The sequence below is a fragment of the Sorangiineae bacterium MSr12523 genome, assembly GCA_037157775.1.
Classification (GTDB): domain Bacteria; phylum Myxococcota_A; class Polyangia; order Polyangiales; family Polyangiaceae; genus Pendulispora; species Pendulispora brunnea.
In genome coordinates this window covers 10,623,528-10,643,667 of the sequence record CP089982.1, presented here as the reverse complement: position 1 = coordinate 10,643,667, position 20,140 = coordinate 10,623,528, and the positions used below count along the sequence as shown (strand labels likewise).

The 20,140-nt window shown below is 64.1% G+C and carries 18 protein-coding genes; 8 read left to right on the top strand and 10 right to left on the bottom strand.

Features of this window, described 5'->3' with window-relative positions; genetic code table 11:
* The first annotated feature begins 3 nt into the window (after positions 1-3).
* Positions 4-1,449 (top strand): nicotinate phosphoribosyltransferase, encoded by a 1,446-nt coding sequence (locus LZC95_41890; protein ID WXA92991.1) that lies wholly within the window; start codon positions 4-6, stop codon positions 1,447-1,449.
* Positions 1,446-2,498: a nicotinamidase gene (locus tag LZC95_41885; protein ID WXA92990.1), complete on the top strand. Its 1,053-nt coding sequence runs from the start codon at positions 1,446-1,448 to the stop codon at positions 2,496-2,498. Before LZC95_41890 ends, LZC95_41885 begins: the two co-directional genes overlap by 4 nt.
* Here LZC95_41885 and LZC95_41880 read toward each other — a convergent pair.
* The gene (locus LZC95_41880; protein ID WXA92989.1) at positions 2,432-3,433 is read right to left on the bottom strand and encodes a pyridoxal-phosphate dependent enzyme; all 1,002 of its coding nucleotides are present in this window, start codon (positions 3,431-3,433) and stop codon (positions 2,432-2,434) included. The two genes, LZC95_41885 and LZC95_41880, sit on opposite strands and share 67 nt — an antisense overlap.
* A gap of 97 nt (positions 3,434-3,530) precedes the next feature.
* Here LZC95_41880 and proS point away from each other — a divergent pair, with 97 nt between their 5' ends.
* From proS to LZC95_41865, 3 genes are read left to right on the top strand one after another with little or no spacing between them, the layout of a single operon-like run.
* Positions 3,531-5,063 carry a proline--tRNA ligase gene (gene proS, locus LZC95_41875; protein WXA92988.1) on the top strand — a complete coding sequence of 511 codons (1,533 nt, stop codon included), beginning with the start codon at positions 3,531-3,533 and terminating at the stop codon, positions 5,061-5,063.
* Between the two features lie 20 nt (positions 5,064-5,083).
* Positions 5,084-5,749, top strand: a complete 666-nt coding sequence (locus tag LZC95_41870) for an HAD hydrolase-like protein (protein WXA92987.1) — start codon at positions 5,084-5,086, stop codon at positions 5,747-5,749.
* Between the two features lie 14 nt (positions 5,750-5,763).
* The gene (locus LZC95_41865; protein ID WXA92986.1) at positions 5,764-7,203 is read left to right on the top strand and encodes a GuaB1 family IMP dehydrogenase-related protein; all 1,440 of its coding nucleotides are present in this window, start codon (positions 5,764-5,766) and stop codon (positions 7,201-7,203) included.
* Between the two features lie 645 nt (positions 7,204-7,848).
* On the opposite strand, the gene LZC95_41860 is transcribed toward LZC95_41865, so the two are convergent.
* On the bottom strand, positions 7,849-8,313 hold the full coding sequence (locus LZC95_41860) for a hypothetical protein (GenBank protein WXA92985.1): 465 nt from the start codon (positions 8,311-8,313) through the stop codon (positions 7,849-7,851).
* A 576-nt stretch (positions 8,314-8,889) separates the two neighbouring features.
* Here LZC95_41860 and LZC95_41855 point away from each other — a divergent pair.
* Positions 8,890-9,375, top strand: coding sequence for a hypothetical protein (locus tag LZC95_41855; GenBank protein WXA92984.1), 486 nt, complete (start codon positions 8,890-8,892; stop codon positions 9,373-9,375).
* A gap of 28 nt (positions 9,376-9,403) precedes the next feature.
* Here LZC95_41855 and LZC95_41850 read toward each other — a convergent pair whose 3' ends face one another.
* On the bottom strand, positions 9,404-10,426 hold the full coding sequence (locus tag LZC95_41850; GenBank protein WXA92983.1) for a tetratricopeptide repeat protein: 1,023 nt from the start codon (positions 10,424-10,426) through the stop codon (positions 9,404-9,406).
* Positions 10,427-10,478: 52 nt separating this feature from the next.
* Here LZC95_41850 and LZC95_41845 point away from each other — a divergent pair, with 52 nt between their 5' ends.
* Complete coding sequence (locus LZC95_41845) at positions 10,479-12,119, top strand: AMP-binding protein (GenBank protein ID WXA92982.1); 1,641 nt, start codon at positions 10,479-10,481, stop codon at positions 12,117-12,119.
* 5 nt (positions 12,120-12,124) lie between these two features.
* Positions 12,125-12,874 (top strand): type 1 glutamine amidotransferase domain-containing protein, encoded by a 750-nt coding sequence (locus LZC95_41840; protein WXA92981.1) that lies wholly within the window; start codon positions 12,125-12,127, stop codon positions 12,872-12,874.
* Between the two features lie 4 nt (positions 12,875-12,878).
* Here LZC95_41840 and LZC95_41835 read toward each other — a convergent pair whose 3' ends face one another.
* The 7 genes from LZC95_41835 to LZC95_41805 form a co-directional block, all read right to left on the bottom strand.
* A complete protein-coding gene (locus LZC95_41835) occupies positions 12,879-14,696 on the bottom strand; it encodes an acyltransferase (GenBank protein WXA92980.1) in 1,818 nt (605 codons plus the stop codon).
* Positions 14,697-14,731: 35 nt separating this feature from the next.
* Positions 14,732-15,373 (bottom strand): 3-oxoacid CoA-transferase subunit B, encoded by a 642-nt coding sequence (locus tag LZC95_41830; GenBank protein ID WXA92979.1) that lies wholly within the window; start codon positions 15,371-15,373, stop codon positions 14,732-14,734.
* Between the two features lie 175 nt (positions 15,374-15,548).
* Positions 15,549-16,220, bottom strand: coding sequence for a 3-oxoacid CoA-transferase subunit A (locus LZC95_41825; GenBank protein ID WXA92978.1), 672 nt, complete (start codon positions 16,218-16,220; stop codon positions 15,549-15,551).
* A gap of 1 nt (position 16,221) precedes the next feature.
* Positions 16,222-16,734 (bottom strand): hypothetical protein, encoded by a 513-nt coding sequence (locus tag LZC95_41820; GenBank protein WXA92977.1) that lies wholly within the window; start codon positions 16,732-16,734, stop codon positions 16,222-16,224.
* 2 nt (positions 16,735-16,736) lie between these two features.
* Positions 16,737-17,432: a protocatechuate 3,4-dioxygenase subunit beta gene (pcaH, locus tag LZC95_41815; protein ID WXA92976.1), complete on the bottom strand. Its 696-nt coding sequence runs from the start codon at positions 17,430-17,432 to the stop codon at positions 16,737-16,739.
* The gene (gene pobA / locus LZC95_41810) at positions 17,429-18,616 is read right to left on the bottom strand and encodes a 4-hydroxybenzoate 3-monooxygenase (protein ID WXA92975.1); all 1,188 of its coding nucleotides are present in this window, start codon (positions 18,614-18,616) and stop codon (positions 17,429-17,431) included. Before pobA ends, pcaH begins: the two co-directional genes overlap by 4 nt.
* Positions 18,617-18,630: 14 nt before the next feature.
* Entirely contained in the window at positions 18,631-20,091 is a 1,461-nt protein-coding gene (locus LZC95_41805; protein WXA92974.1) for a benzaldehyde dehydrogenase, read from the bottom strand.
* Positions 20,092-20,140 lie beyond the last annotated feature (49 nt).

Below are 20,140 nucleotides of genomic sequence, written 5' to 3'. Positions count from 1 at the left end.
CCCATGTCTCTTCTTCATACCGATGGCTACAAGTTCAGCATGGCGGAAGCCGGGTGGCCTCTTCGTCAGGAGACCTTCTACTACGCGCACCGCAAAGGCGGGGCCGCCGTGCTGCCCTTCGATGCCGAGGCCGAAGTGCGTAAGCTCATGCCCGCGCCGACGGAAGAGGACTATGGCTACCTCGCCAGCCACGAGTATGAAATGGGGGCCGGCTTCAAAGCCGCCGTACTCCGCCGCGATCGCGTCATCATTCGTACTTTGCCCAAAGGCGCCTGGTTCCTCCCGCGCGAGCCCGCCTTTTCCTTGTCGGGCCCCTCGGCGCTGATCTCGTGGCTCGAGCCGCAGGTTCTGCAGCTTCATTATCGCATTCAGATTGCCACCCTCGCCTTGACCGATCCGGCGGCCCTCGCCACGGAGATTGCCACCGTCACGTGCGACGAGCAAAAGAACATCGTGCTTGCCACGCTCGATTCCGTCGGAGTGCGGGCCCCTGGTTCGATTACGGTGGATTCGGATTCGTATTTCCGGCGCGTGAAAGCGTGTGCCGAGCAATTGGCCAGCATCGTGGGCGATCCGGCGCGCATTTTCGAAGTGGGCCTTCGCGCAGCTACGTGCGTTTCGCAACATTTGCTTGCACTCGAGGCCTGCAAGGCCGCGGGCATCCGCAGGACCAGCCATGTCGCCGGCGCCCGCGCGCTGGACATGATTCCCGTGGGCACGATGGGACACGAGCACGTGCAGCGTTATGGATCGGACGAAGCCGCGTTCCGCGCGATGCGCGACCGGCGCCCGGGGCGTTCAAGCTACTTGCTCGACACGTTCGATACGATTCGCTCGGGCATTCCCGCCGCCTACAGCCTCATGGAGGAGGGTTACCAGAGCGGCGATTCCATTCGATATGACTCGGGCGACAAAGAGGCGCAATATCGATATGCCGCGAAGGAGGCGCGCAAACGCGGTATTCGCTCGGTGCAGATCCTCGAGGACGGATTCGATGCCGCCCTCACGGAGAAGTTCGAAGGGCTGCGTCGCGAGGTGGGGTGGGGCCCGGACGAGCAGTTTTATGGCTACGGCGGCTACATCATCGCCCGAACCAGCGGCACCTCGTTGGTGCGCGACCGCGTCGCTGCCGTTTACAAATTGAGCCAAACGGCCACGTCCCCCACGATGAAGTTCGGCGACGACGCCAATGCCGCCAAAGAAAGTGTCCCCGGCAATCCCGTGGTGTTCCGTCGCCGCAGTGGAGACGGCGGACCGCGCGGCGTCATCGGCCAAGTCGGCGAGCGCCCGCCTGCAGGTTACGTGCAGCTCACCGGCGAGCCCGCGGACATCGAGGGCCAGGGCGCGCGCGGCGCGTACGATGTCGCCCTCTCGCCGGAAACCGTCGCACTGGCGACGAAGCTTCACATGCAGCGTGAAGCCTTGGTGCAAAGGCAGGCTTTCGCATGAACGCCATCCCATCATTGCCATTGCCGTCGTTCTTCGATCCGAAGAACGCCGAACATCACGCCTACGAGCCGGAGCAAGCGCGGCTCCTGCCTGCCGCGGCCGCGTGGCGGCGCGAGCATGGAATCACGCCTTCGTCGGCCGATGCGCGAAAGACGCATCTTCTTCTGATCGACGTCCAGAAGGACTTTTGCTTCCCCGAAGGCTCATTGTACGTGGCCGGTCGCAGCGGGCGTGGTGCGCTGGACGACAATCGCCGCACGGCGGAGTTCATCTATCGGAACTTGGGCGCCATCACGGAGATTACCGCGACATTCGATACGCATTACGCATTTCAAATCTTCTTTCCCTCGTTTTGGATCGATGGCGAGGGACGGCCGCTCGCGCCGTTTCGCGAAATCTCGGTGAATGACATCGATGCGGGGACGGTGAAGCCCAATCCGGAGATTGCCGCATGGCTATGCCGCGGCGACGAAGCATGGCTCCGCAAACAGGTGCGCCACTACTGCGCGGAGCTGGAAAAGGCGGGCAAATACCGTCTCTATCTATGGCCCCCGCACTGCATTTTGGGCAGCGCGGGCCATGCCCTCGCGGGTGTCTTGCAGGAGGCGCGCATGTTCCACGCGTTTGCACGCAGCACGCAGTCGTGGAGCGAAATCAAAGGCGGCCACCCGCTAACCGAGAATTACTCCGTATTGCGTCCCGAGGTCCTCTCGCGCCACGACGGCGGTTCGCTCACCGAGGACAACTCGGTCTTTCTGAAGACGCTGCTCGCCGCCGATCGCGTGATCATCGCGGGCCAAGCGGCAAGCCACTGCGTGAAGAGCTCCATCGACGACTTGCTCGACGCGATCCAGCGGGTCGATCCGGCGTTGGCCCGCAAGATCTACATTCTCGGCGACTGCATGTCCTCCGTCACGGTCCCGGATGGCCAGGGCGGATTCGCCGCCGATTTCACACCGCAGGCCGAGGCCGCGTTCGAGCGCTATCGCGAGGCGGGGATGCGCATCGTGCGCTCGACCGAGCCGATGGAGGCTTGGCTCCACCGCTGAACATCGTCGAACGTGGCGTTGCCACCGCATACGACGAGGCCCAAAACGCCCTCGGTTCCCACTCGATCGATCACCTGGCGTGCCGCCGGAACGAGGCAGCCCGCCGCAGGTTCCGCCCAGATTTTCGCCCATTCGGCGAGCGCGAGCACGCCTGCGACGGCTTCGGCGTCGGACACGACGAACACGTGTTCCACCAAGGCTTTCACGTGCTCCAGCGTTCGCTCGGTGGCAGTGGGGGCGCCCAGGGTCGTCACGATCGACGAAGGCTTGATGCCCACGGGGCGGCCTTCGGCGAGCGCACGCGACATGCAATTCGCGCCCTCGGTTTCGACGCCCCAAATGCGCAGATTCGGATTCACCGCCTTCATGGCCGTGGCGACACCGGAGATGAGACCTCCGCCGCCGATGCTGACCAACACGTCGGTGAGCTCGGGCACGTCGCGAATGAATTCGAGCCCGAGGGTGCCATGTCCCTCGATGATCACGGGATCGTCGTAGCCGTGGATGTACGTCAGACCCGCGCGGCGGTTTTCTTCGGCGATCTCGAAGGCGATGGCTGCATCGGCGGCTAGAATCAACCGGGCGCCATCGGCCTCGACCCGCGCTTTGGAACGCGCGGGGGCGGCCTCGGGCATCACCACCGTTGCGGCGATGCCCATGGTGCGGGCGATGCTCGCGATGGCGATGCCATGATTGCCACCGCTGACGGTGATGAGTCCCTTCGAGCGCTCCGCATCGGAGAGCGATGCGAGCTTGTTCACGATGCCGCGCGCTTTGAAACAGCCGCAGCGCTGGAGGTTCTCCAGCTTGAGCGCCGTTCGGCGTCCGAGGTGCGAGGAAAGGCCATCGCTGATGACGCTCGGCGTGCGTGTGACGTGCGCGGCGATGGTCTTTTCGGCAGCTGCGATGCGTTCGAGCGAGATGCGAAGGCTCATGAATGACCCCGCGCCAGAATAGATCGGCGCAGGCGGGGGAGCTAGTTACAGCCGCGGTCGCAGGTCGTGGTATACGGGTCGGACTGGAGGAAGCATCGTGGCCAAGAACGAGAAAAGCGCCATTTCGCCGACGCGAGCCCAAGACTATGCCGAGTGGTACCAGGAGGTCGTCCGTGCGGCCGATCTGGCCGAGACGTCGCCGGTGCGCGGCTGCATGGTCATCAAGCCGTGGGGCTATGCGCTTTGGGAAAATATCCAGCGCGAGATGGATCGCATGTTCAAGGCCACCGGGCACAAGAACGCGTACTTCCCGCTCTTCATCCCCAAGTCGTACCTGGAAAAAGAAGCCGAACACGTGGCCGGCTTCGCCAAAGAATGTGCGGTGGTCACGCACCACCGCTTGATCGAGGGGCCCGAGGGCGGCCTGATTGCCGATCCCGAGGCCAAGCTCGAGGAGCCGCTCATCGTGCGGCCCACGTCGGAGACCATCATCGGTGCGGTCTTCGCCAAATGGGTGCAGAGCTACCGCGACCTGCCGCTGCTCATCAACCAGTGGGCGAACGTGGTGCGCTGGGAGCTGCGCACCCGCCTCTTTTTGCGCACGGCGGAGTTCCTCTGGCAGGAGGGCCACACGGCCCATGCCACGGAAGAGGAAGCGCGCCGTGAGACGCAGCAGATGCTCGACGTGTACGCGACCTTCGCCCAGGACTACATGGCCATGCCGGTCCTCAAGGGGCCGAAGACCGCGAGCGAGCGCTTCCCCGGCGCCGTCGACACGCTGGCCATCGAGGCGATGATGCAGGACAAAAAAGCCCTGCAGGCCGGCACGTCGCACTTCCTCGGCCAGAACTTCTCACGGGCCTCCGAGATCAAGTTCCAGACGAAGGAAGAGACCTACGAGTACGCCTGGACCACCTCGTGGGGCACGTCCACACGCCTCATCGGCGGTTTGGTCATGACCCATTCGGACGACGACGGTCTGGTCGTTCCGCCGCGCCTCGCGCCCGCGCACGTGGCCATTTGGCCCGTTTTCCGCGGCGACGAGGGTCGAGAGAAGATTGTAGAATACATTCAAAACTTCGCCAACGAGCTGCGTGACGTGGCCCTTTGGGGACGCGCGCTCGAGGTCGAGGTGGACATGCGCGACATCCGCGGCGGCGACAAGCAGTGGGAGTGGGTCAAGAAGGGCGTGCCCGTGCGCATCGAAATCGGCCCGCGCGACGTCGACGGTGGCGTGGTCACGGTGGCTCGCCGCGATCGCTCGCCGCGCGAGAAGGAGACGTTTTCGCGCGCGGAGGCGCCGGCGAAGATCCGCGCCATCTTGGAGGAGCAGCAGCGCGGCCTCTTCGAGCGCGCCTCGAAGTTCCGCGACGAGAACACGCGCGTGGTGGACGACTACCGGGCGCTTGGCAGCTTCTTCGACAAAGAAGGCGGCGGCTTCGCGTTGGTGCACTGGGACGGTACGGCGGAGACCGAGGCGAAGTTCAAAGAGGACTACAAAGCGACCATCCGCTGCCTCGCCGAGCCCCCGTCGGGTGTGGCGTGGGCCGATCGCTTGCTCGAGTCGGGCAAGTGCGTCGTCTCCGGCAAGCCCAGCGCACGCCGCGTGGTGCTCGCCCGCTCGTACTGATGACCCTAAACTTGCCAGGCATGCGCGCCAAGCACATCGTTTGGGACTGGAACGGGACTCTGCTCGACGACAACCACGCCGTGGTGGAGAGCGTGAACGTGGTGTGCGACTTCTACGGAAGGGCACGCGTCACGCTCTCGGAGTGGCGGCAGATCTACTTTCGCCCCATCACCGATTGCTACGCGCGCCTTTTGGGGCGCCCCATCGACCGCGCCGACGAATGGCCCCGGCTGGCGCAGCTCTATTACAAGGCCTACAAGGAACGGCTTCCGACGTGCCAGCTGTCGCTGGGCGCGTCGGACGCGTTGGCGCGTTGGACGGAGCACGGTGGCACCCAGTCCGTGCTCTCGATGTGGCCCCACGACGAGCTCGGCCCGTGCCTCCGCGAGCGCGACATCGAGGCGCATTTCACCCGCATCGACGGGCTGCGCGGCGAGGACAGCGGCCAATCGAAGGCGGCAAGCTTCGCGGAGCATTTGAAGGCCCAGAATCTCGCGGCGGACGATGTCGTTCTGATCGGTGATATCCGCGACGATGCCGAGGCCGCGGCCGCCGTGGGCGCGCGAAGCATTCTGCTGACGACTGGGATTGCGACGCGCCCGGATTTGGAGCGGGCAGGGGTTCCGGTGGTGGACTCGATCGCCGAGGCCATTGCGCTGCTCGTCGCCGCCGCCGGCAAGAGCTGATAGCCTTCCGGGATGTGAAATTTCTCAATGATCAGCAGCCCGCGCAGGATCTGACCTACAACGACGTTTTCATCGTCCCCAATCCCTCGACGGTTGCTTCGCGCCTCGACGTGGATTTGGCAACCAACGACGGCACGGGCACGACGATCCCGCTGGTGGTGGCCAACATGACGGCCGTGGCCGGGCGCCGCATGGCCGAGACGGTGGCACGGCGCGGCGGCATCGTGGTGATTCCGCAGGACATCCCCGAGAACGTGGTGTCCGACGTGGTCGCGTGGGTGAAAGCGCGCGCGTTGTTGTATGATACACCGATTTCACTGGCACCCACGGATACGGTGGACAAAGCCATTGGCCTTTTGCCGAAGCGCGCGCACCAGGCGGCGGTGGTGGTCGAAGGCGGACGTCCGGTGGGCATCGTGACCGAGGCCGATTTTCAGGGCATCGACCGGTATACGCAATTGGGGCAAATCATGTCGCGGGATCTTCTGACCTTGTCGGAAGGTGTGACGCCGCGGCAGGCCTTCGACAAGCTGGAGGGCGCGCGGCACCGGTTGGCGCCGGTGGTCGATGCCAATGGCCAATTGAAAGGGATTCTCACGCGCAAAGGCGCCTTGCGCGCGACGTTGTATAGCCCAGCGATGGATGCACAGGGTCGATTGCGGGTGGCCGCGGCCATCGGCATCAACGGCGATGTGGTGCGCAAGGCCGAAGCGCTGCTCGCGGCGGGCATCGATGCGCTGGTGATCGACACGGCGCATGGGCACCAGGAAAAGATGGCCGCGGCGGTAAAGGCGATTCGCGCGGTGGGGGGCATGAAGGTGCCGCTGGTCGCCGGCAACGTGGTGACCGCGCGCGGGGTCGCGGATTTGGTCGAGGCGGGAGCCGATATCGTGAAAGTGGGCGTCGGGCCCGGCGCCATGTGCACGACGCGCATGATGACGGGCGTGGGGCGGCCGCAGTTTTCCGCCGTTCTGGAGTGCGCCACGGAAGCGCGCCGTCTGGGCAAACACGTGTGGGCCGACGGCGGCGTGCGCCACCCGCGCGATGTGGCGCTTGCATTGGCGGCGGGCGCTTCGAATGTGATGATCGGTTCGTGGTTCGCGGGCACCTACGAGTCGCCCGGCGACACGATGCGCGACGCCAACGGCCGGCTTTACAAAGAGAGCTTCGGCATGGCGTCGGGTCGTGCCGTGCAATTGCGAACATCGAAGGATTCCCCATTCGACCGCGCGCGCAAGGCGCTGTTCGAAGAGGGTATTTCCACGTCGCGCATGTATTTGGATCCCAAGAGCCCGAGCGTGGAAGATTTGATTGATACGATCGTGGCAGGTCTACGGAGTGCGTGCACCTACGTCGGGGCGCGAACGTTGGACGAGTTTTATCGCAATGTGATTGTCGGATTGCAAAGCATGGCCGGATACACCGAGGGGATGCCGCTGCATACGAGTTGGTGAGGGGGACGGGGGGGCCAATAGCGAATGGCTATCGAACATGGACCGGCGCGCCCCGGCCGGTTGTTCGAGGTCAATCTCGCATGGTGACGCGATTCGCAGGGAAGATGTCGTCAGACATTACGTAGCAACGGACAAATAACCGTTCGCTCTGCCTTTTTTCTTTTTGTTGGCGGAGCAGCCCCCCGTTCCTTGGAGGATTCATGAACAAGGTATTCTTTCTTTTCGCAATTCTTGCTTTCACCGCAGCCTGTTCATCGTCCGACGATGATGACAAGGGCGGTGGTGGTGCTGGCCCGGCCGGTGGTGGCAGCTGCAACGGCGATATTACGGCCTGTTCGCTGGGCACCCTCTCCGATTCGCAGCGAGCCGATATGTGCAATCTCACCCTCGCGGCAATCGATTCTCCGCAAGGAGCCAGGTACGACTGTACGTCGGGGCCTCAACGTGGGGCATTCCTCCAGGTAAGTTCGAAGGACGCGTGCCTCTCCCAGGCGTTCCCCGCCTCGTGCAACGTCAAAGTATCCGAACTCCTCGCTTGCTACAAAGCCGCAAAGTCCGATGCTTGCACCGCATTTGCCAACAACGGCCCCTGCGTCGTTTTGACCAAAGCGGAAGGCTGTCGCTGAAGACGCAGTTGGCTGACCCCTAGTGGGGAGGGCGGTTGGCGGGGGTGAAGAATTGCCAAACGGCCAGGGAGAAGAGATACAGGAAGAGAACCGCGGGCATCACGAGGTACCAGCGTGCTCTCTGGCCACCCGCCTCGATGTGCTTTTGCACGATGGGCCGATGCTCGCGATAGAGAATCCACGCCATGGCCACGCGGGCGCCTAAAAAGAGCAGCCATCGCAGTCCCTCGTTGGTCGGGCCATATGAGGTGGTGGGCAGCCACACCAGGATTACGCCCGGGACGAAGAAGAGAAGAACCGTTCGCCAGAAGGCAAGGTCGTCGCGAAGGCGATGATAATTCAGCGCGGCCAGAAGAGCTCCCGCGGCTGGCACCATCACGACCGTGTGGGCGACGATGAGGTGCGGATCGACGAGGCGGACGGGCTTCACGCTCTGCCGGTGAACCGGGTTTGCGCGCGGCGGCGTATAGGGATTATCAGGCATGGTGCATTCCGCCTGAGCCATCATCCCGAGAAACGAACCGTTTGGACATTGTATGCCTCCGAGATTGCCGCACCTATGGGGTGGTTCGGCCGCGGGCGGATGGCGGTTGCGTGGAATTGGCAGCCGCTGCGCGGTTGAACCGTGGAATTCGTTTCGAGCACGGGAGTTAGGGGGATCGAAAACTCGGGACGATTTGCGTTGACGTATTCCTTCGGACATCCGGACCGATGGGGCCCCTCGCGTTCGAAATGGGCTCGCAGTCCTCCTTATGGCCAGGCCAGAGAGCGTTCCGGCGCGCGATATCGCAGAAAAGCCTTCGCATGCGTGATCGCTCGGCGGTGCGCCACTGCGAGGGGCGAAAATGTCGATGGTAAAACGCAGCGATGAAGCTCATCGATCTTTCGAATGAAGAATTGCTCTCGGCATTCATTCCATCGTTGGACAGGGGCGTGCGCTTCTGGCGCGGTTGTTGGCCTATTTGGCAGAGGTCGAGGAGCGGCGGCTTGATTTGCAGTCTGCGTGCTCTTCACTCTTTGATTTTTGTATGCACCGACTCGGGATGACGGAGGATGAAGCGTGTCGGCGTGTAACCGCTTCACGACGACGTTGCTTCTGCTGCGTGAACATTTGACGGAAGAGAATCATGAAGTGCTTTTGCAGGCCGCCAAGGGAAAAACGAAACGACAGGTGCAGGAGCTGATTGCCGCGCTCTCTCCCCAGCCGGATGCCCCGACGTTGATTCGGGCGATGCCCAATGCAAGCGCGCCTGCAGCCACGAGTGTGTCTCCGATGGAAAAGACAGCGCGGGTCGAACGCCGGCACAATGCTCTCTCGGCCGAACGCGATTTCGGACGCGAACACATCGAGAGGAAACGCGCCGAGAAGAAAATGGATCCGCGCCAGCGCGGACCCGAACGAGGGAGCGCGCTACGGGCGCTCCTGAGCATGGGATTCAAAGAACGGCAGGCGCGCCATGCGCTGGCAACGATCGAGGCCCGTTGGGGCGGTCTGCCTCCGCCGCTCGAGGCGGTCGTTCGCGAGGCGCTTTCCGTTTTGACGTAATCGTGTGCGCTGAGGGCCGGTGACTCCTCTAAAGTCGCCCCGACACCACCAGGCCCGCTTGGCCTAGGCCGACCGACGGCGTCACACGAACGGCGTGATTCGATGGTGCCTTGGGCGCGGTGAAGAAGAGGACTGCACCGGTGACGGCGATTGCTGCGCCGGTGCCTACCAGGATGGTCGACACCGTTGCCTTGTCGTGGGCGCTCTCGGTGTCGCGTTGGCCGGCGGCGGTGCACGTGTTGTCGGCGTGCGAGCAATCGCCATTGAATGCATCGTCGTAGGTCGACTTCGCCGACAATGCGAAATACCCGCCGACGAGCATCGTGGCCAGTCCCGCTCCCCCTGCAACGATGCCGGCGGTGCGTTGCCACCCAAGGCCCGACGAGCGCGGGGCCGGCGTCTCTTCCTCACGCGGCGGAGGAGGTGCCGTCTGCGCGACGGCGCGCGGTGCCTCGACTGGCGGCAACGGCGGAATCTCGACCTGCAAGGAGCCGCCCTGCTCGATTTTTACCCTATGACTCCATGGCTTGCGCTCGGGCGCGCTCGCCTCGATGGTGATGTCGCCGGGGTCGACGGCGATGGCGGAGCCGAGTTCCCCTGGCACGAGTGGCTCGCCGTTGCGTTTCACGACCAACCCGGGGGTTGCTGTCGCCTTCACGGTGACGCGCGCCAGCTTCGGCTCGAGGGCCTTGGCGCGATCGCTGGCCACCTGCTGGCGCGTGGCATCGCCTGCGCGCGCGGCGAGCACGGCGACCTCGCGGTACAGAGCCCAGGCGCTGGCGGTGCGGCCGATTTTCTCGTAGCACTCGGCCAACTTGCCGCGTGTGCCGTTGCCGGGGAGGCGCGCCAGGCTGGCCTCGAACTTGGGGCACGCGTCGGCGTATTTTCCGCGCTCGAACAGCTGCATCCCTTCGTCGAAGAGTGCGCGGCCGGCGGCGAGGGACTCGCCCGTTTGCGCCCACGCGCTCGAGACGGGCGATACGGACTGGTATGCGAAGCACGCGCACACGCCCACCACCGAAACCCACGCGCGAAACACCGACCGCCTCATCGTTCGCCACTCTATCACACAGGCACACGAGGTTTGGCGTTACCCTTGCCGCATGACGCGACCGTCGTATGCACATGGCACGAGCGACATCCCCTTGCTGGGTGAGACCATCGGCGAAAACCTCCGGCGCACCGTCGAGCGTGTACCCGATCGCGATGCACTCATCGTCCGCTCCCAAGGTTACCGCGCGACCTATCGCCAACTCTGGGACACGACCACCGCCTTCGCACGATCGCTCATCGCCCTCGGCATCAAACCGGGGGACCGCGTGGGCATCTGGTCGCCGAACCGCTTCGAATGGGTGATTGCCCAATATGCGACCGCGCGGGTAGGGGCCATTTTGGTCAATGTCAATCCCGCGTACAAAACGGCGGAGCTCGAATATGCGCTCACGCAATCTTCCGTGAGCGTCCTCTTCTTGGCGCGCCGATTTCGCCAAAGCGACTACGTGGACATGCTCGCCCAGGTGCGCGACCGCATTCCCACCTTGCGCATCGCCGTGGTGCTCGACGACGATTGGGATCGCGTTCTCGACATGGGAAAGGACGTTTCCGCCTCCGATCTGGAGGCTCGCGAACGGTTGCTGCAATTCGACGACCCGATCAACATTCAATACACCTCCGGCACGACCGGCTTTCCCAAAGGGGCCACGCTTTCCCATCACAATGTCCTCAACAATGGCTTCTTCATTGGCGAGGGCCTGCGGCTTACGGAAAACGACCGCGTCTGCATCCCCGTACCCTTTTATCATTGTTTCGGAATGGTCCTGGGCAACCTTGCCTGTACCACGCACGGTGCGGCCATGGTTATCCCGGGCGAGGCCTTCGAGCCGCGCCTCGTGTTGGAAACGGTGGCGGCCGAGCGCTGCACGGCGCTCTATGGCGTACCCACCATGTTCATCGGCGAGCTCGATCTTCCGGATTTCGACTCGTTCGATCTCTCGACCTTGCGTACGGGTATCATGGCGGGGTCGTCGTGCCCGGTGGAAATCATGCGAAAGGTGGTTTCGCGCATGAACATGCGCGAAGTGACCATCTGTTACGGAATGACGGAGACGTCGCCGGTGTCCACGCAGACGGGGGCCGACGATCCGCTGGAAAAGCGGGTGGGGACGGTGGGGCGTGTGCATCCGCACGTCGAGGTGAAGGTCATCGATCCCGAAACGGGCGCCATCGTGCCGCGCGGCACCCGGGGTGAGCTCTGCACGCGCGGCTACAGCGTCATGATCGGTTATTGGAACGACGAAGGCGCCACCAAGAATGCCATCGATCGCACCGGCTGGATGCACACCGGCGATTTGGCCACCATGGATGACGACGGGTACGTGAACATCGTCGGCCGCATCAAAGACATGATCATCCGCGGCGGCGAAAACGTCTATCCGCGCGAAATCGAGGAGTTCCTCCATACGCACCCCGCCGTGAGCGAGGCGCAGGTCATCGGCGTCCCCTCTGCCAAATACGGCGAAGAGGTCATGGCCTGGGTACGCCGAAAGCCCGGTGCGAACATCGGCCACGCCGAGCTTACGGCATTTTGTACGGGCAAGATTGCCACGTTCAAGATTCCTCGCTATTGGAAATTCGTCGACGAGTTTCCCATGACGGTGACGGGCAAGATTCAAAAGTTCCGTATGCGCGAAATCGCCATTGCGGATCTCGGGCTGCAGAGCGTGGCCGCCACGAAAACGGCCTGATCGCCATGCGCGTTCTCATCCCTCTTCCCGATCGCGATTTCGATGTCACCGAAGTTTCGGTGCCATGGCACGAACTCGTCTCGCGTGGTCACTCCGTGACCTTTGCCACCGAGGACGGCGCCCGCCCGGCGGCGGATCCTCTCTTGTTGCGCGGGGTGATCTTTGGCCAGCTCGGGGCTTCCTCCGAAGCGAAATTGCTTTACGAAAAGCTCGAGCGCGACGATGCGTCGTTTGCCGCGCCCATGCGCTATCGGGATATCGAAGTTCGCGCCTTCGATGGCTTGCTCCTGCCCGGAGGGCACGCACCCGGGATGCGGCAATACCTTGGTAGCGAGCTGCTTCAGTCGAAGATTGCCGCATTCTGGCAGCTCGACCGGCCCGTGGGGGCCATTTGCCATGGCGTTTTGCCGCTGGCGCGTGCCACGCACCAGGGCAAGAGCCTTCTCGCCGGTGCGAAGACGACGTGCTTGCCGAAATACATGGAGCGAAGTGCCTATTGGCTGACGTTCTGGAAATTGGGGCGTTATTACCGCACCTATCCCGAATACGTCGAGGACGAGGTCAAACGCGCCCTCGCACGGCCCGGCGAGCAATTCGTGCTTGGACCGCGCACCCTGAGCCAACGCGGCACGGCCACCGACGATCGCGCGGCCTTCGTCGTCAAAGACGGCCGCTACGTCTCGGCGCGATGGCCGGGCGATGCGTACCTCTTTGCCAAGACGTTTCGTGGCCTTCTGGAAGACGGCTTGGCCTGAGTTTTCAGCGAGGTCGTATTCGCTCGAAGACCCACCGAGCGAGATCGGCAGCGCCCTCCACGGAGTAGTGGGCGCCATCGGGGCGGATGGGCACGCCGTCGTGTTCGCGTTGGCAGCTGCCCTTTGGGCAAAGGTATTCGGCGAGGTCCAAGATGCCGACGTCGTTCGAAGAAGCGACGGCTTTGCGAATGGTCGTGTTGATGCAGTCGACCTCCGCGCGGAAGTCGGCGCGGTCCCAAGGGCCGAGAGGATAGGGGACGGTGACCGCCCACACGCGCGTGTCCTCGCTTTTCAGGTCGTCGAGGCGTCTCGTGAGCGTCTCCTGGAACTTGTGGTTCCATTCGCGATGACAGGCCTTGTGCCAGCGATTTTTCACGGTGAGGCCGTGCAAGAATGCGCCGCCGAGGAAGACGAGGCTCGCGTTGGGGCGCATCGATGCGGTGTGCTGCGCCCAGAGGTGCCCGTCGCAGGTGTCCCAGAGCATCGTGCAGCCGTCGCGGCCCATCAGGTCGATGGCGACGCCCGGCGCGTGAAGGCCACGCAGGCCCCAGCCCAACGAGTTGGCCGTGGAGTCGCCGACCAACATGACGCGGAAATCCACCGGCTCGCCGGGCGGCGGCTCCGCGGGGCCTGACGAAGGTGGTGGCGCGAAGTCCCTCGTTGCCTCCATCGACGAGGCGCGTGCGGCGGTGGCGCGCACGACGAGGAACACGATGATCGCGAGGGTCGAAGGCACCACGAACACGGGGCGTCCGAGGCGCAAGCGCCCGTGGCGAATCGGCTGCTCGAGGAAGCGGTACGAGACGATGGCCACGGCGAACGTGAGCGCGATTTGCAGCAGCGGGAGCCACCGCCCGGCGGGCAGGCGCTCTTGCGTGAGCCACACGTCGATGGGCCAATGCCATAGGTAAACGCCGTAGCTGATGGTCCCGACGAGGGTCAGCGGCCGAAACGACAGCGCGCGTGCCACGAGGCTTCGCTCCTGCGTCGCGCACGCGATGAGCACCAGCGCGCCGGCCTCGGTGAGCCACAGGCCACCGCGGTACAGAAACGGATCTTGCCCTTCGAGCGAGCACCAGGCGACGCCCAGTCCCAGAATGCACGCGAGGCCGAGCGCATCGAGCACGCGCACCGCCGGCCGTGAGAATGCGTGATTCGGAGGGAGCACCGCCGCAAGCGCCGCACCGGCGAGGATGCCGGCCGCCCGCGTGTCGGTGCCGAGGTACACGCGTGAGACGTGCTCCGGATCGAACAACGCGAACATCGTCACCATGGAAAGCGCGGTGAGCGCCAGCGATGCAACGAGCACGGCGCGATTTCGCCACGCACCGAATCGATGGAGCAACAGCGCGACGAGCAGCGGCCAGAGCACGTAAAACTGCTCCTCGATGGCAAGGCTCCACGTGTGCTCGAGTGGCGAGGGCGCGACGAAAAGGTCCCAGTAGCTCTTTTGCGCCATGATGGTGCGCCAGTTCGCCACGTACGCGAGGGTCGCGAGTCCCTCGGCGCGCAGCCCCGCGAGCTCGTCCGGCTTGGCAAAGAACCGGCTGTAAAGCGCCACGGCAAGCATGACGGAAAGCAACGCGGGCATCAGGCGCTTCGCGCGGCGTACCCAGAACGACGACAGCTCGATGCGCCCCGTGCCGCGATGCTCCGCCAGGAGCAGCGACGTGATGAGGAACCCGGACAGCACGAAGAACAGATCGACGCCGAGGTAACCGCCGGGAAGCGCGCCATTCGCGTGGAAGAAGAGCACCCCGAGCAGCGCCAGCCCGCGCAACCCGTCGAGGGCGGGAAGATGAGGAAGGGCGTGGTTTCGCAAGGTTGGGCGACTATAAGCCGCCTTGCTGCTTCGCGTCACATCCGCAGCGGCGCACCTGTACGAACGTCTAGGTCCTCTTTCGTGAGGCCCTTCACCATTTCCACGATCTGGAATCCCTGCGGCGTGACATCGATGACCGCAAGGTTCGTGTAAATGCGCTGCACCACGCCCAGGGCCGTGAGCGGGTAGGAGCATCGATGCACGAGCCGGGCGACGCCATCCTTGGTGGTGTGCTCCATCATGACCCAGATGCGCTTGGCACCGACGGCGAGATCCATGGCGCCGCCAACCGCAGGTGCCATGTCGGCCTCCGACGTGGCCCAGTTGGCGATATCGCCGTTCTCGGCCACCTCGTAGGCGCCGAGCACGCACAGATCCAAGTGCCCGCCGCGGATGATGCCGAAACTGTCCGCGTGGTGCATGTACGCACCGCCGGTCTGCAACGTGACGTGCTGCTTGCCGGCATTCACGAGCCAATCGTTGCGATGCTCGGGCGCGGGCGCCGGGCCCATCCCCAAAATGCCATTCTCGGAGTGGACGACGATTTCGCGATCGCGCGGCAAGACGTCGGCAATGATCGTGGGGATCCCAATCCCGAGATTGACATACCACCCCTCGGGAATGTCCCGAACGACCCGTTCCGCCATCTGACGGCGTGTGAGCGACTCAAAACTCATGCGACAACTCTTTCGAGAGAGAGAGAATTGAACAGGGAGGCGGGGAGGCGGGGAGGAGTTTCGGCACGGGCCGTCGCGGAACGCTTATTTTTGGGGTTTCCAGTGGGTCCAGTGAGCCGATTGAAAACCAATAAACCTCCCCGTCTCCCCGCCTCCCTGTGAATATTCTTCTCTGTCATGGGGCGACCGGGATGTGGATGACGCGATGGACGTAGACGCCGGGGGTGACGATGGCTTCGGGGTCGAGGGTGCCCAGTTCGACGATGTGGTGCGTTTGGACGATGGTGAGCTTGGCGGCGGTGGCCATGACGGCGTTGAAGTTGCGCCCCGTTTCGCGGAACGTGAGATTGCCCCAGCGGTCGGCCTGCCACGCTTCGACCAAGGCGACGTCGGCCGAAAGGGCATATTCGAGCACGTGCGGGCGGCCGTCGATGATGCGCGTTTCCTTGCCTTGCGCGAGGCGGGTACCGTAGGCGGTGGGCGTGTAGAATGCACCGATGCCGGCGCCGGCCGCGCGAATGCGCTCGGCCAGGGTGCCTTGCGGAACGATTTCGAGCTCGATTTTTCCCTGTCGATAGAGCTCCTCGAACACGACGGAGCCGGCACTTCGGGGAAAGCTGCAGAGGATGCGGCGCACGCGCCCGAGCTCCATGAGGCGCGCCAACCCGACATGGCCGGTGCCCGCATTGTTGGAGACGATGGTGAGCTCGCGGGCGCCCTGTTCGATCAAGGCGTCGATCAATGCATTCGGCTGCCCCACCGAGCCGAATCCGCCCACGAGCACCGTGGCGCCGTCTTGGATGCCCGCGACGGCTTCCTGAATCGATGATACGCGTTTGTCGATCATATTAGATCTCGAAAAATACGGTTTCACCTTCACCTTGAAGGCGAATATCGAATTGCCAGCGACCCTCGCCCACCGGACGCGCCAACAGCGTCGTGCGGCGGTCGGGATCGATGGATTGCAGCACGGGATCGCGCTCGTTCATCGGGTGGTTGGCAAAGTAGGCGCGGGTGAGGAGCGGTTTGAGCAGGCCGCGTGCGTGCACCAGCACGGCGATGTGCGGCGCCTGCCTGGGATGATCCTCCGGGATGAACGTGCGAATGCGAAAGGTGCCCTCCGCATCGGTGGCGCAGCGACCCCAGCCCGGGAAGGTGTCGCTCACGGGCGGGCTCGTTTGCCACGTTTCGATGCACGCATCGGTGACCAGGGCGCCGTCACCGTCGGTGATGCAACCGGTGAGGGTGAGCGTGCGGCGCCCGCCCGTATCGCCACCGAATCGCGTGAGATCGCACCAGACTTTTTCGGCATGGCCGTGCCAAAACGGCCCGATGGTCTGCTGGCTCGTGGCGGAGGCCATGGTCATGCTCCTTCGAACGGGGTCGCACGCGCCCCGCGCAGCACCAGATCGAAACGGTAGCCCAGTGCGTAATTCGGCAAGGTTAATTCGATGTCAAACGTGGATATGAGCCGGCGCCGCGCCTCCGTGTCCGGAATGGAATTGTAAATCGGATCGAGCGCCAGCAAAGGGTCGCCGGGAAAATACATTTGCGTAATGAGCCGCGAGGCGCACCCCGGCCCGAAAAGGGAGAAGTGAATATGATTCGGCCGCCACGCATTGTGGTGGTTGCGCCAGGGATACGCGCCCGGCTTGATGCTCATGAAGCGATAGCACCCGTCGTGGTCGGTGAAGACGCGTCCCAGACCCGGAAAATTCGGATCGAGCGGCGCATCGTGCGTATCGCCCGGATGGTCGTAGCGCCCTGCCGCATTGGCCTGCCAGAGCTCGATCATCGTATTTGCAACGGGGCGCCCATCCTCGTCGGTCACCCGGCCCGCCACGACGATGCGCTGCCCGGCGGCTTCGCGCCCATCCGCCGTTTTTGACATATCCGCGATGGGTGGAGTGTGCTGCGGCGAAAAGACCGGCCCGCTCGCCTCCGTGCACCCCGGCGGAAGGCGCACCAAAGGCTGCAGCGGCGAACGCTTGCGCGTGCTCTGGTAAGCCTCGTGCAGATACTCGGGTTGGCTGCCCACGGTGTGCGGTCGATAGTTCATTGGATTGGCAATCCTACGTAGTTTTCAGCGAGCGATCGCTGCGCCGACACGGACGATGTGAGGTAATCGAGCTCGGCGAGCTGAATGCGAAGATCGAAATCCGTCGAGCCCGGTCCTCGATGAAACGTGGAGGTCATCCACGACGAGAAGCGCTCCGCCTTCCATACCCGGCGCAAACACCGTTCGGAATATTGCTCCAGCAATGATTCGTCGCTGCGCCGGTAAAAGGCCTCCACCGCCTCGGCAAGCCATCGCACGTCGGCCACGGCCAGGTTCATGCCTTTGGCGCCGGTCGGTGGAACGATGTGCGGTGCGTCGCCGGCAAGAAAGAGGCGACCGTGGCGCATGGGCTCACACACGAAGGCGCGCATGGAGGTAATGCCCTTTTGCAGAATGGGCCCGTCCTTCAGCACGAACCCGTCGCGCGTGGCCAATCGCGCGGAGAGCTCGGACCAAATGCGGTCGTCCGACCACGCATCGAGTGATTCGTTCGGCGTGCATTGCAAATAGAGACGGCTCACCGTGGGCGAGCGCATGCTCAAGAGCGCGAACCCGCGCTCGTGGTGTGCGTAAATCAGCTCGTGCGAACTGGGCGGCGCTTCGGCGAGAATGCCCAGCCACGCAAAGGGGAATTCCCGGTCGAAGCAGCGGATTTCGCTTTCCGGAATCGAGGCGCGGCAGATGCCGTGGAAGCCATCGCACCCGGCGATGAAGTCGCACTCGAGCTCCGTCTCCTGAGTGGCACCCGGTTCGCGGTAGCGGATCCGCGGCCGCTCCGTCTCGAGGTTCTCCACGCGGACGTCGGTCACCTCGAAGCGAAGCGACCCGTCGTAGGCGAGGCGCGCCGCCACCAAATCGCGCACGACCTCGTGCTGGCCGTACACCGTGATGGCTTTTCCGGTGAGCTCGCGGAAGTCGATGCGGTGCGTGCGCCCCGCGAAACGGAGAAGCACGCCCTCGTGCACGAGCCCTTGCCGGTGCATGCGCTCGCCCAGCCCTGTTTCGGTGAGCACGTCGACCGTGCCTTGCTCGAGCACGCCCGCACGCAGCCGGCTCTCGATGTACGTGCGCGAGCGCGCTTCGAGCACGACGGACTCGATGCCGCGAAGATGAAGCAGATGCGCGAGTAGAAGACCTGCCGGTCCAGCTCCCACGATACCCACCTGCGTGCGTTGCCGTTCCATGTTCGTATGATGATTCAAAATGGGGTCGCCGGTGGCTGTCCGCGGAGCGTCATCCACTGCCATTGTGTGAACTCTTCCCAATTGGCTGGGCCGCTGACGCTCGTTCCATTGCCCGAGTGGCCCACGCCGCCGAATGGATTGACGATCTGGTCGTCGACGGTCTGATTGTTGATATGAAGCAGGCCGATGCGCAATTTGCGCCCCAGTGTCGTGGCGCGTCCTACCGAGCCGGAGAGGATGCCGGCCGAGAGTCCGTAGTTGGTTCGATTGGCCAGGGCCACGGCTTCGTCGTCATCGTCGAAGACCGTGACCGGCGCCACGGGGCCGAAGATTTCCTCCTCGAAGGCCCGCATCCCTGGGCGAACGCCGCTCAGCACCGTGGGCTGATAAAAGAGCTTCTCGAAGGTGCCTCCGGCCTCCAACGTCGCGCCCGCGGCCACCGTATCGCGTACGATGCCGGCGACGTGATCGAGCTGCCCTTGATGGATGAGCGGTCCGAGAACCACGTCCTCGGTGGCAGGGTCGCCCACGGGAAGGGCCTTGGCCTTTCGAGCGAGGCGCGCGACGAACTCCTTTTCGAGCTTGCGCTGCACCAGCACGCGGCCCGTGGACATGCAGATCTGCCCTTGGTGCAGGTACACGCCAAAGGCCGCGTTGGCGACGGCCAGATCGAGATCGGCATCGTCGAGCACCACCAGGGAATTCTTTCCACCCAGCTCGAGAGACACCTTTTTCAAGTGCCGGCCCGCGAGCTCGCCGACCTTGCGCCCCGCCGAGGTCGAGCCGGTGAATTGGATCATGCCGACATCCGGATGGCTGCACAGCGCCGCACCCGCATCGGCACCGCCGGGGAGCACGTGAAGCACGTCGGGCGGCAGCCCCGCCGCCTCGAACAGCCGCGCAATGATGAAGCCTCCGCAAATGGCCGTGCGAGGATCGGGCTTGAGCACGACGGCATTGCCCACGGCGAGCGCGGGTGCCACCGCCCGCATCGCGAGGATGAGGGGAAAATTGAATGGCGAGATGACACCCACCACACCGATGGGGCGGCGACGTGCGATGCTCATCACGTCCGAGGCGCTCGGCAGCACCACGCCCTGCGGTTGCGACGGCATGCTCGACGCCTCGTGGATCGTCTTGAGTGCGATGCCCAGCTCGAACTCCGCCTTGGGCCGCGTGGATCCGCTTTCGCGCACGAGCCAGGGCACGATCTCGGCGGCGTGCTCCTCCAGGAGCCGCGCCGCTTTGCGAAAGATCGCGCCGCGCTCCTCGTAAGGACGATCGGCCCATGCCGATTGAGCTTGCCGCGCAAGCGCGCCGGCGCGTTCGATGTCGCTCGGGCCCGCGATGCCGATTCGGCTGAGCACACGCGAGGTCGCCGGTTCGACAGCGTCGGCCGAGTGTGTGAGCTCGCGCCACCCCGACGAAAAGACCCGCCCGCGCCATGTGGATTCGACCAGCCATTCCGCGCTCATTTTCGCCTCCGGGAGATTTGTTCGATAAACGAACATTTGTTCGCAAACA

Bases quoted from the DNA above. Each gene is read 5' to 3' on its own strand.
- LZC95_41890 (WXA92991.1), top strand. From the start codon at position 4: ATGTCTCTTCTTCATACCGATGGCTACAAGTTCAGCATGGCGGAAGCC.
- pobA (WXA92975.1), bottom strand. From the start codon at position 18,616: ATGGAACGGCAACGCACGCAGGTGGGTATCGTGGGAGCTGGACCGGCA.
- LZC95_41885 (WXA92990.1), top strand. From the start codon at position 1,446: ATGAACGCCATCCCATCATTGCCATTGCCGTCGTTCTTCGATCCGAAG.
- LZC95_41880 (WXA92989.1), bottom strand. From the start codon at position 3,433: ATGAGCCTTCGCATCTCGCTCGAACGCATCGCAGCTGCCGAAAAGACC.
- LZC95_41805 (WXA92974.1), bottom strand. From the start codon at position 20,091: ATGAGCGCGGAATGGCTGGTCGAATCCACATGGCGCGGGCGGGTCTTT.
- LZC95_41850 (WXA92983.1), bottom strand. From the start codon at position 10,426: ATGAGGCGGTCGGTGTTTCGCGCGTGGGTTTCGGTGGTGGGCGTGTGC.
- LZC95_41845 (WXA92982.1), top strand. From the start codon at position 10,479: ATGACGCGACCGTCGTATGCACATGGCACGAGCGACATCCCCTTGCTG.
- LZC95_41830 (WXA92979.1), bottom strand. From the start codon at position 15,373: ATGAGTTTTGAGTCGCTCACACGCCGTCAGATGGCGGAACGGGTCGTT.
- LZC95_41820 (WXA92977.1), bottom strand. From the start codon at position 16,734: ATGGCCTCCGCCACGAGCCAGCAGACCATCGGGCCGTTTTGGCACGGC.
- LZC95_41860 (WXA92985.1), bottom strand. From the start codon at position 8,313: ATGCCTGATAATCCCTATACGCCGCCGCGCGCAAACCCGGTTCACCGG.
- pcaH (WXA92976.1), bottom strand. From the start codon at position 17,432: ATGAACTATCGACCGCACACCGTGGGCAGCCAACCCGAGTATCTGCAC.
- LZC95_41825 (WXA92978.1), bottom strand. From the start codon at position 16,220: ATGATCGACAAACGCGTATCATCGATTCAGGAAGCCGTCGCGGGCATC.
- LZC95_41840 (WXA92981.1), top strand. From the start codon at position 12,125: ATGCGCGTTCTCATCCCTCTTCCCGATCGCGATTTCGATGTCACCGAA.
- LZC95_41870 (WXA92987.1), top strand. From the start codon at position 5,084: ATGCGCGCCAAGCACATCGTTTGGGACTGGAACGGGACTCTGCTCGAC.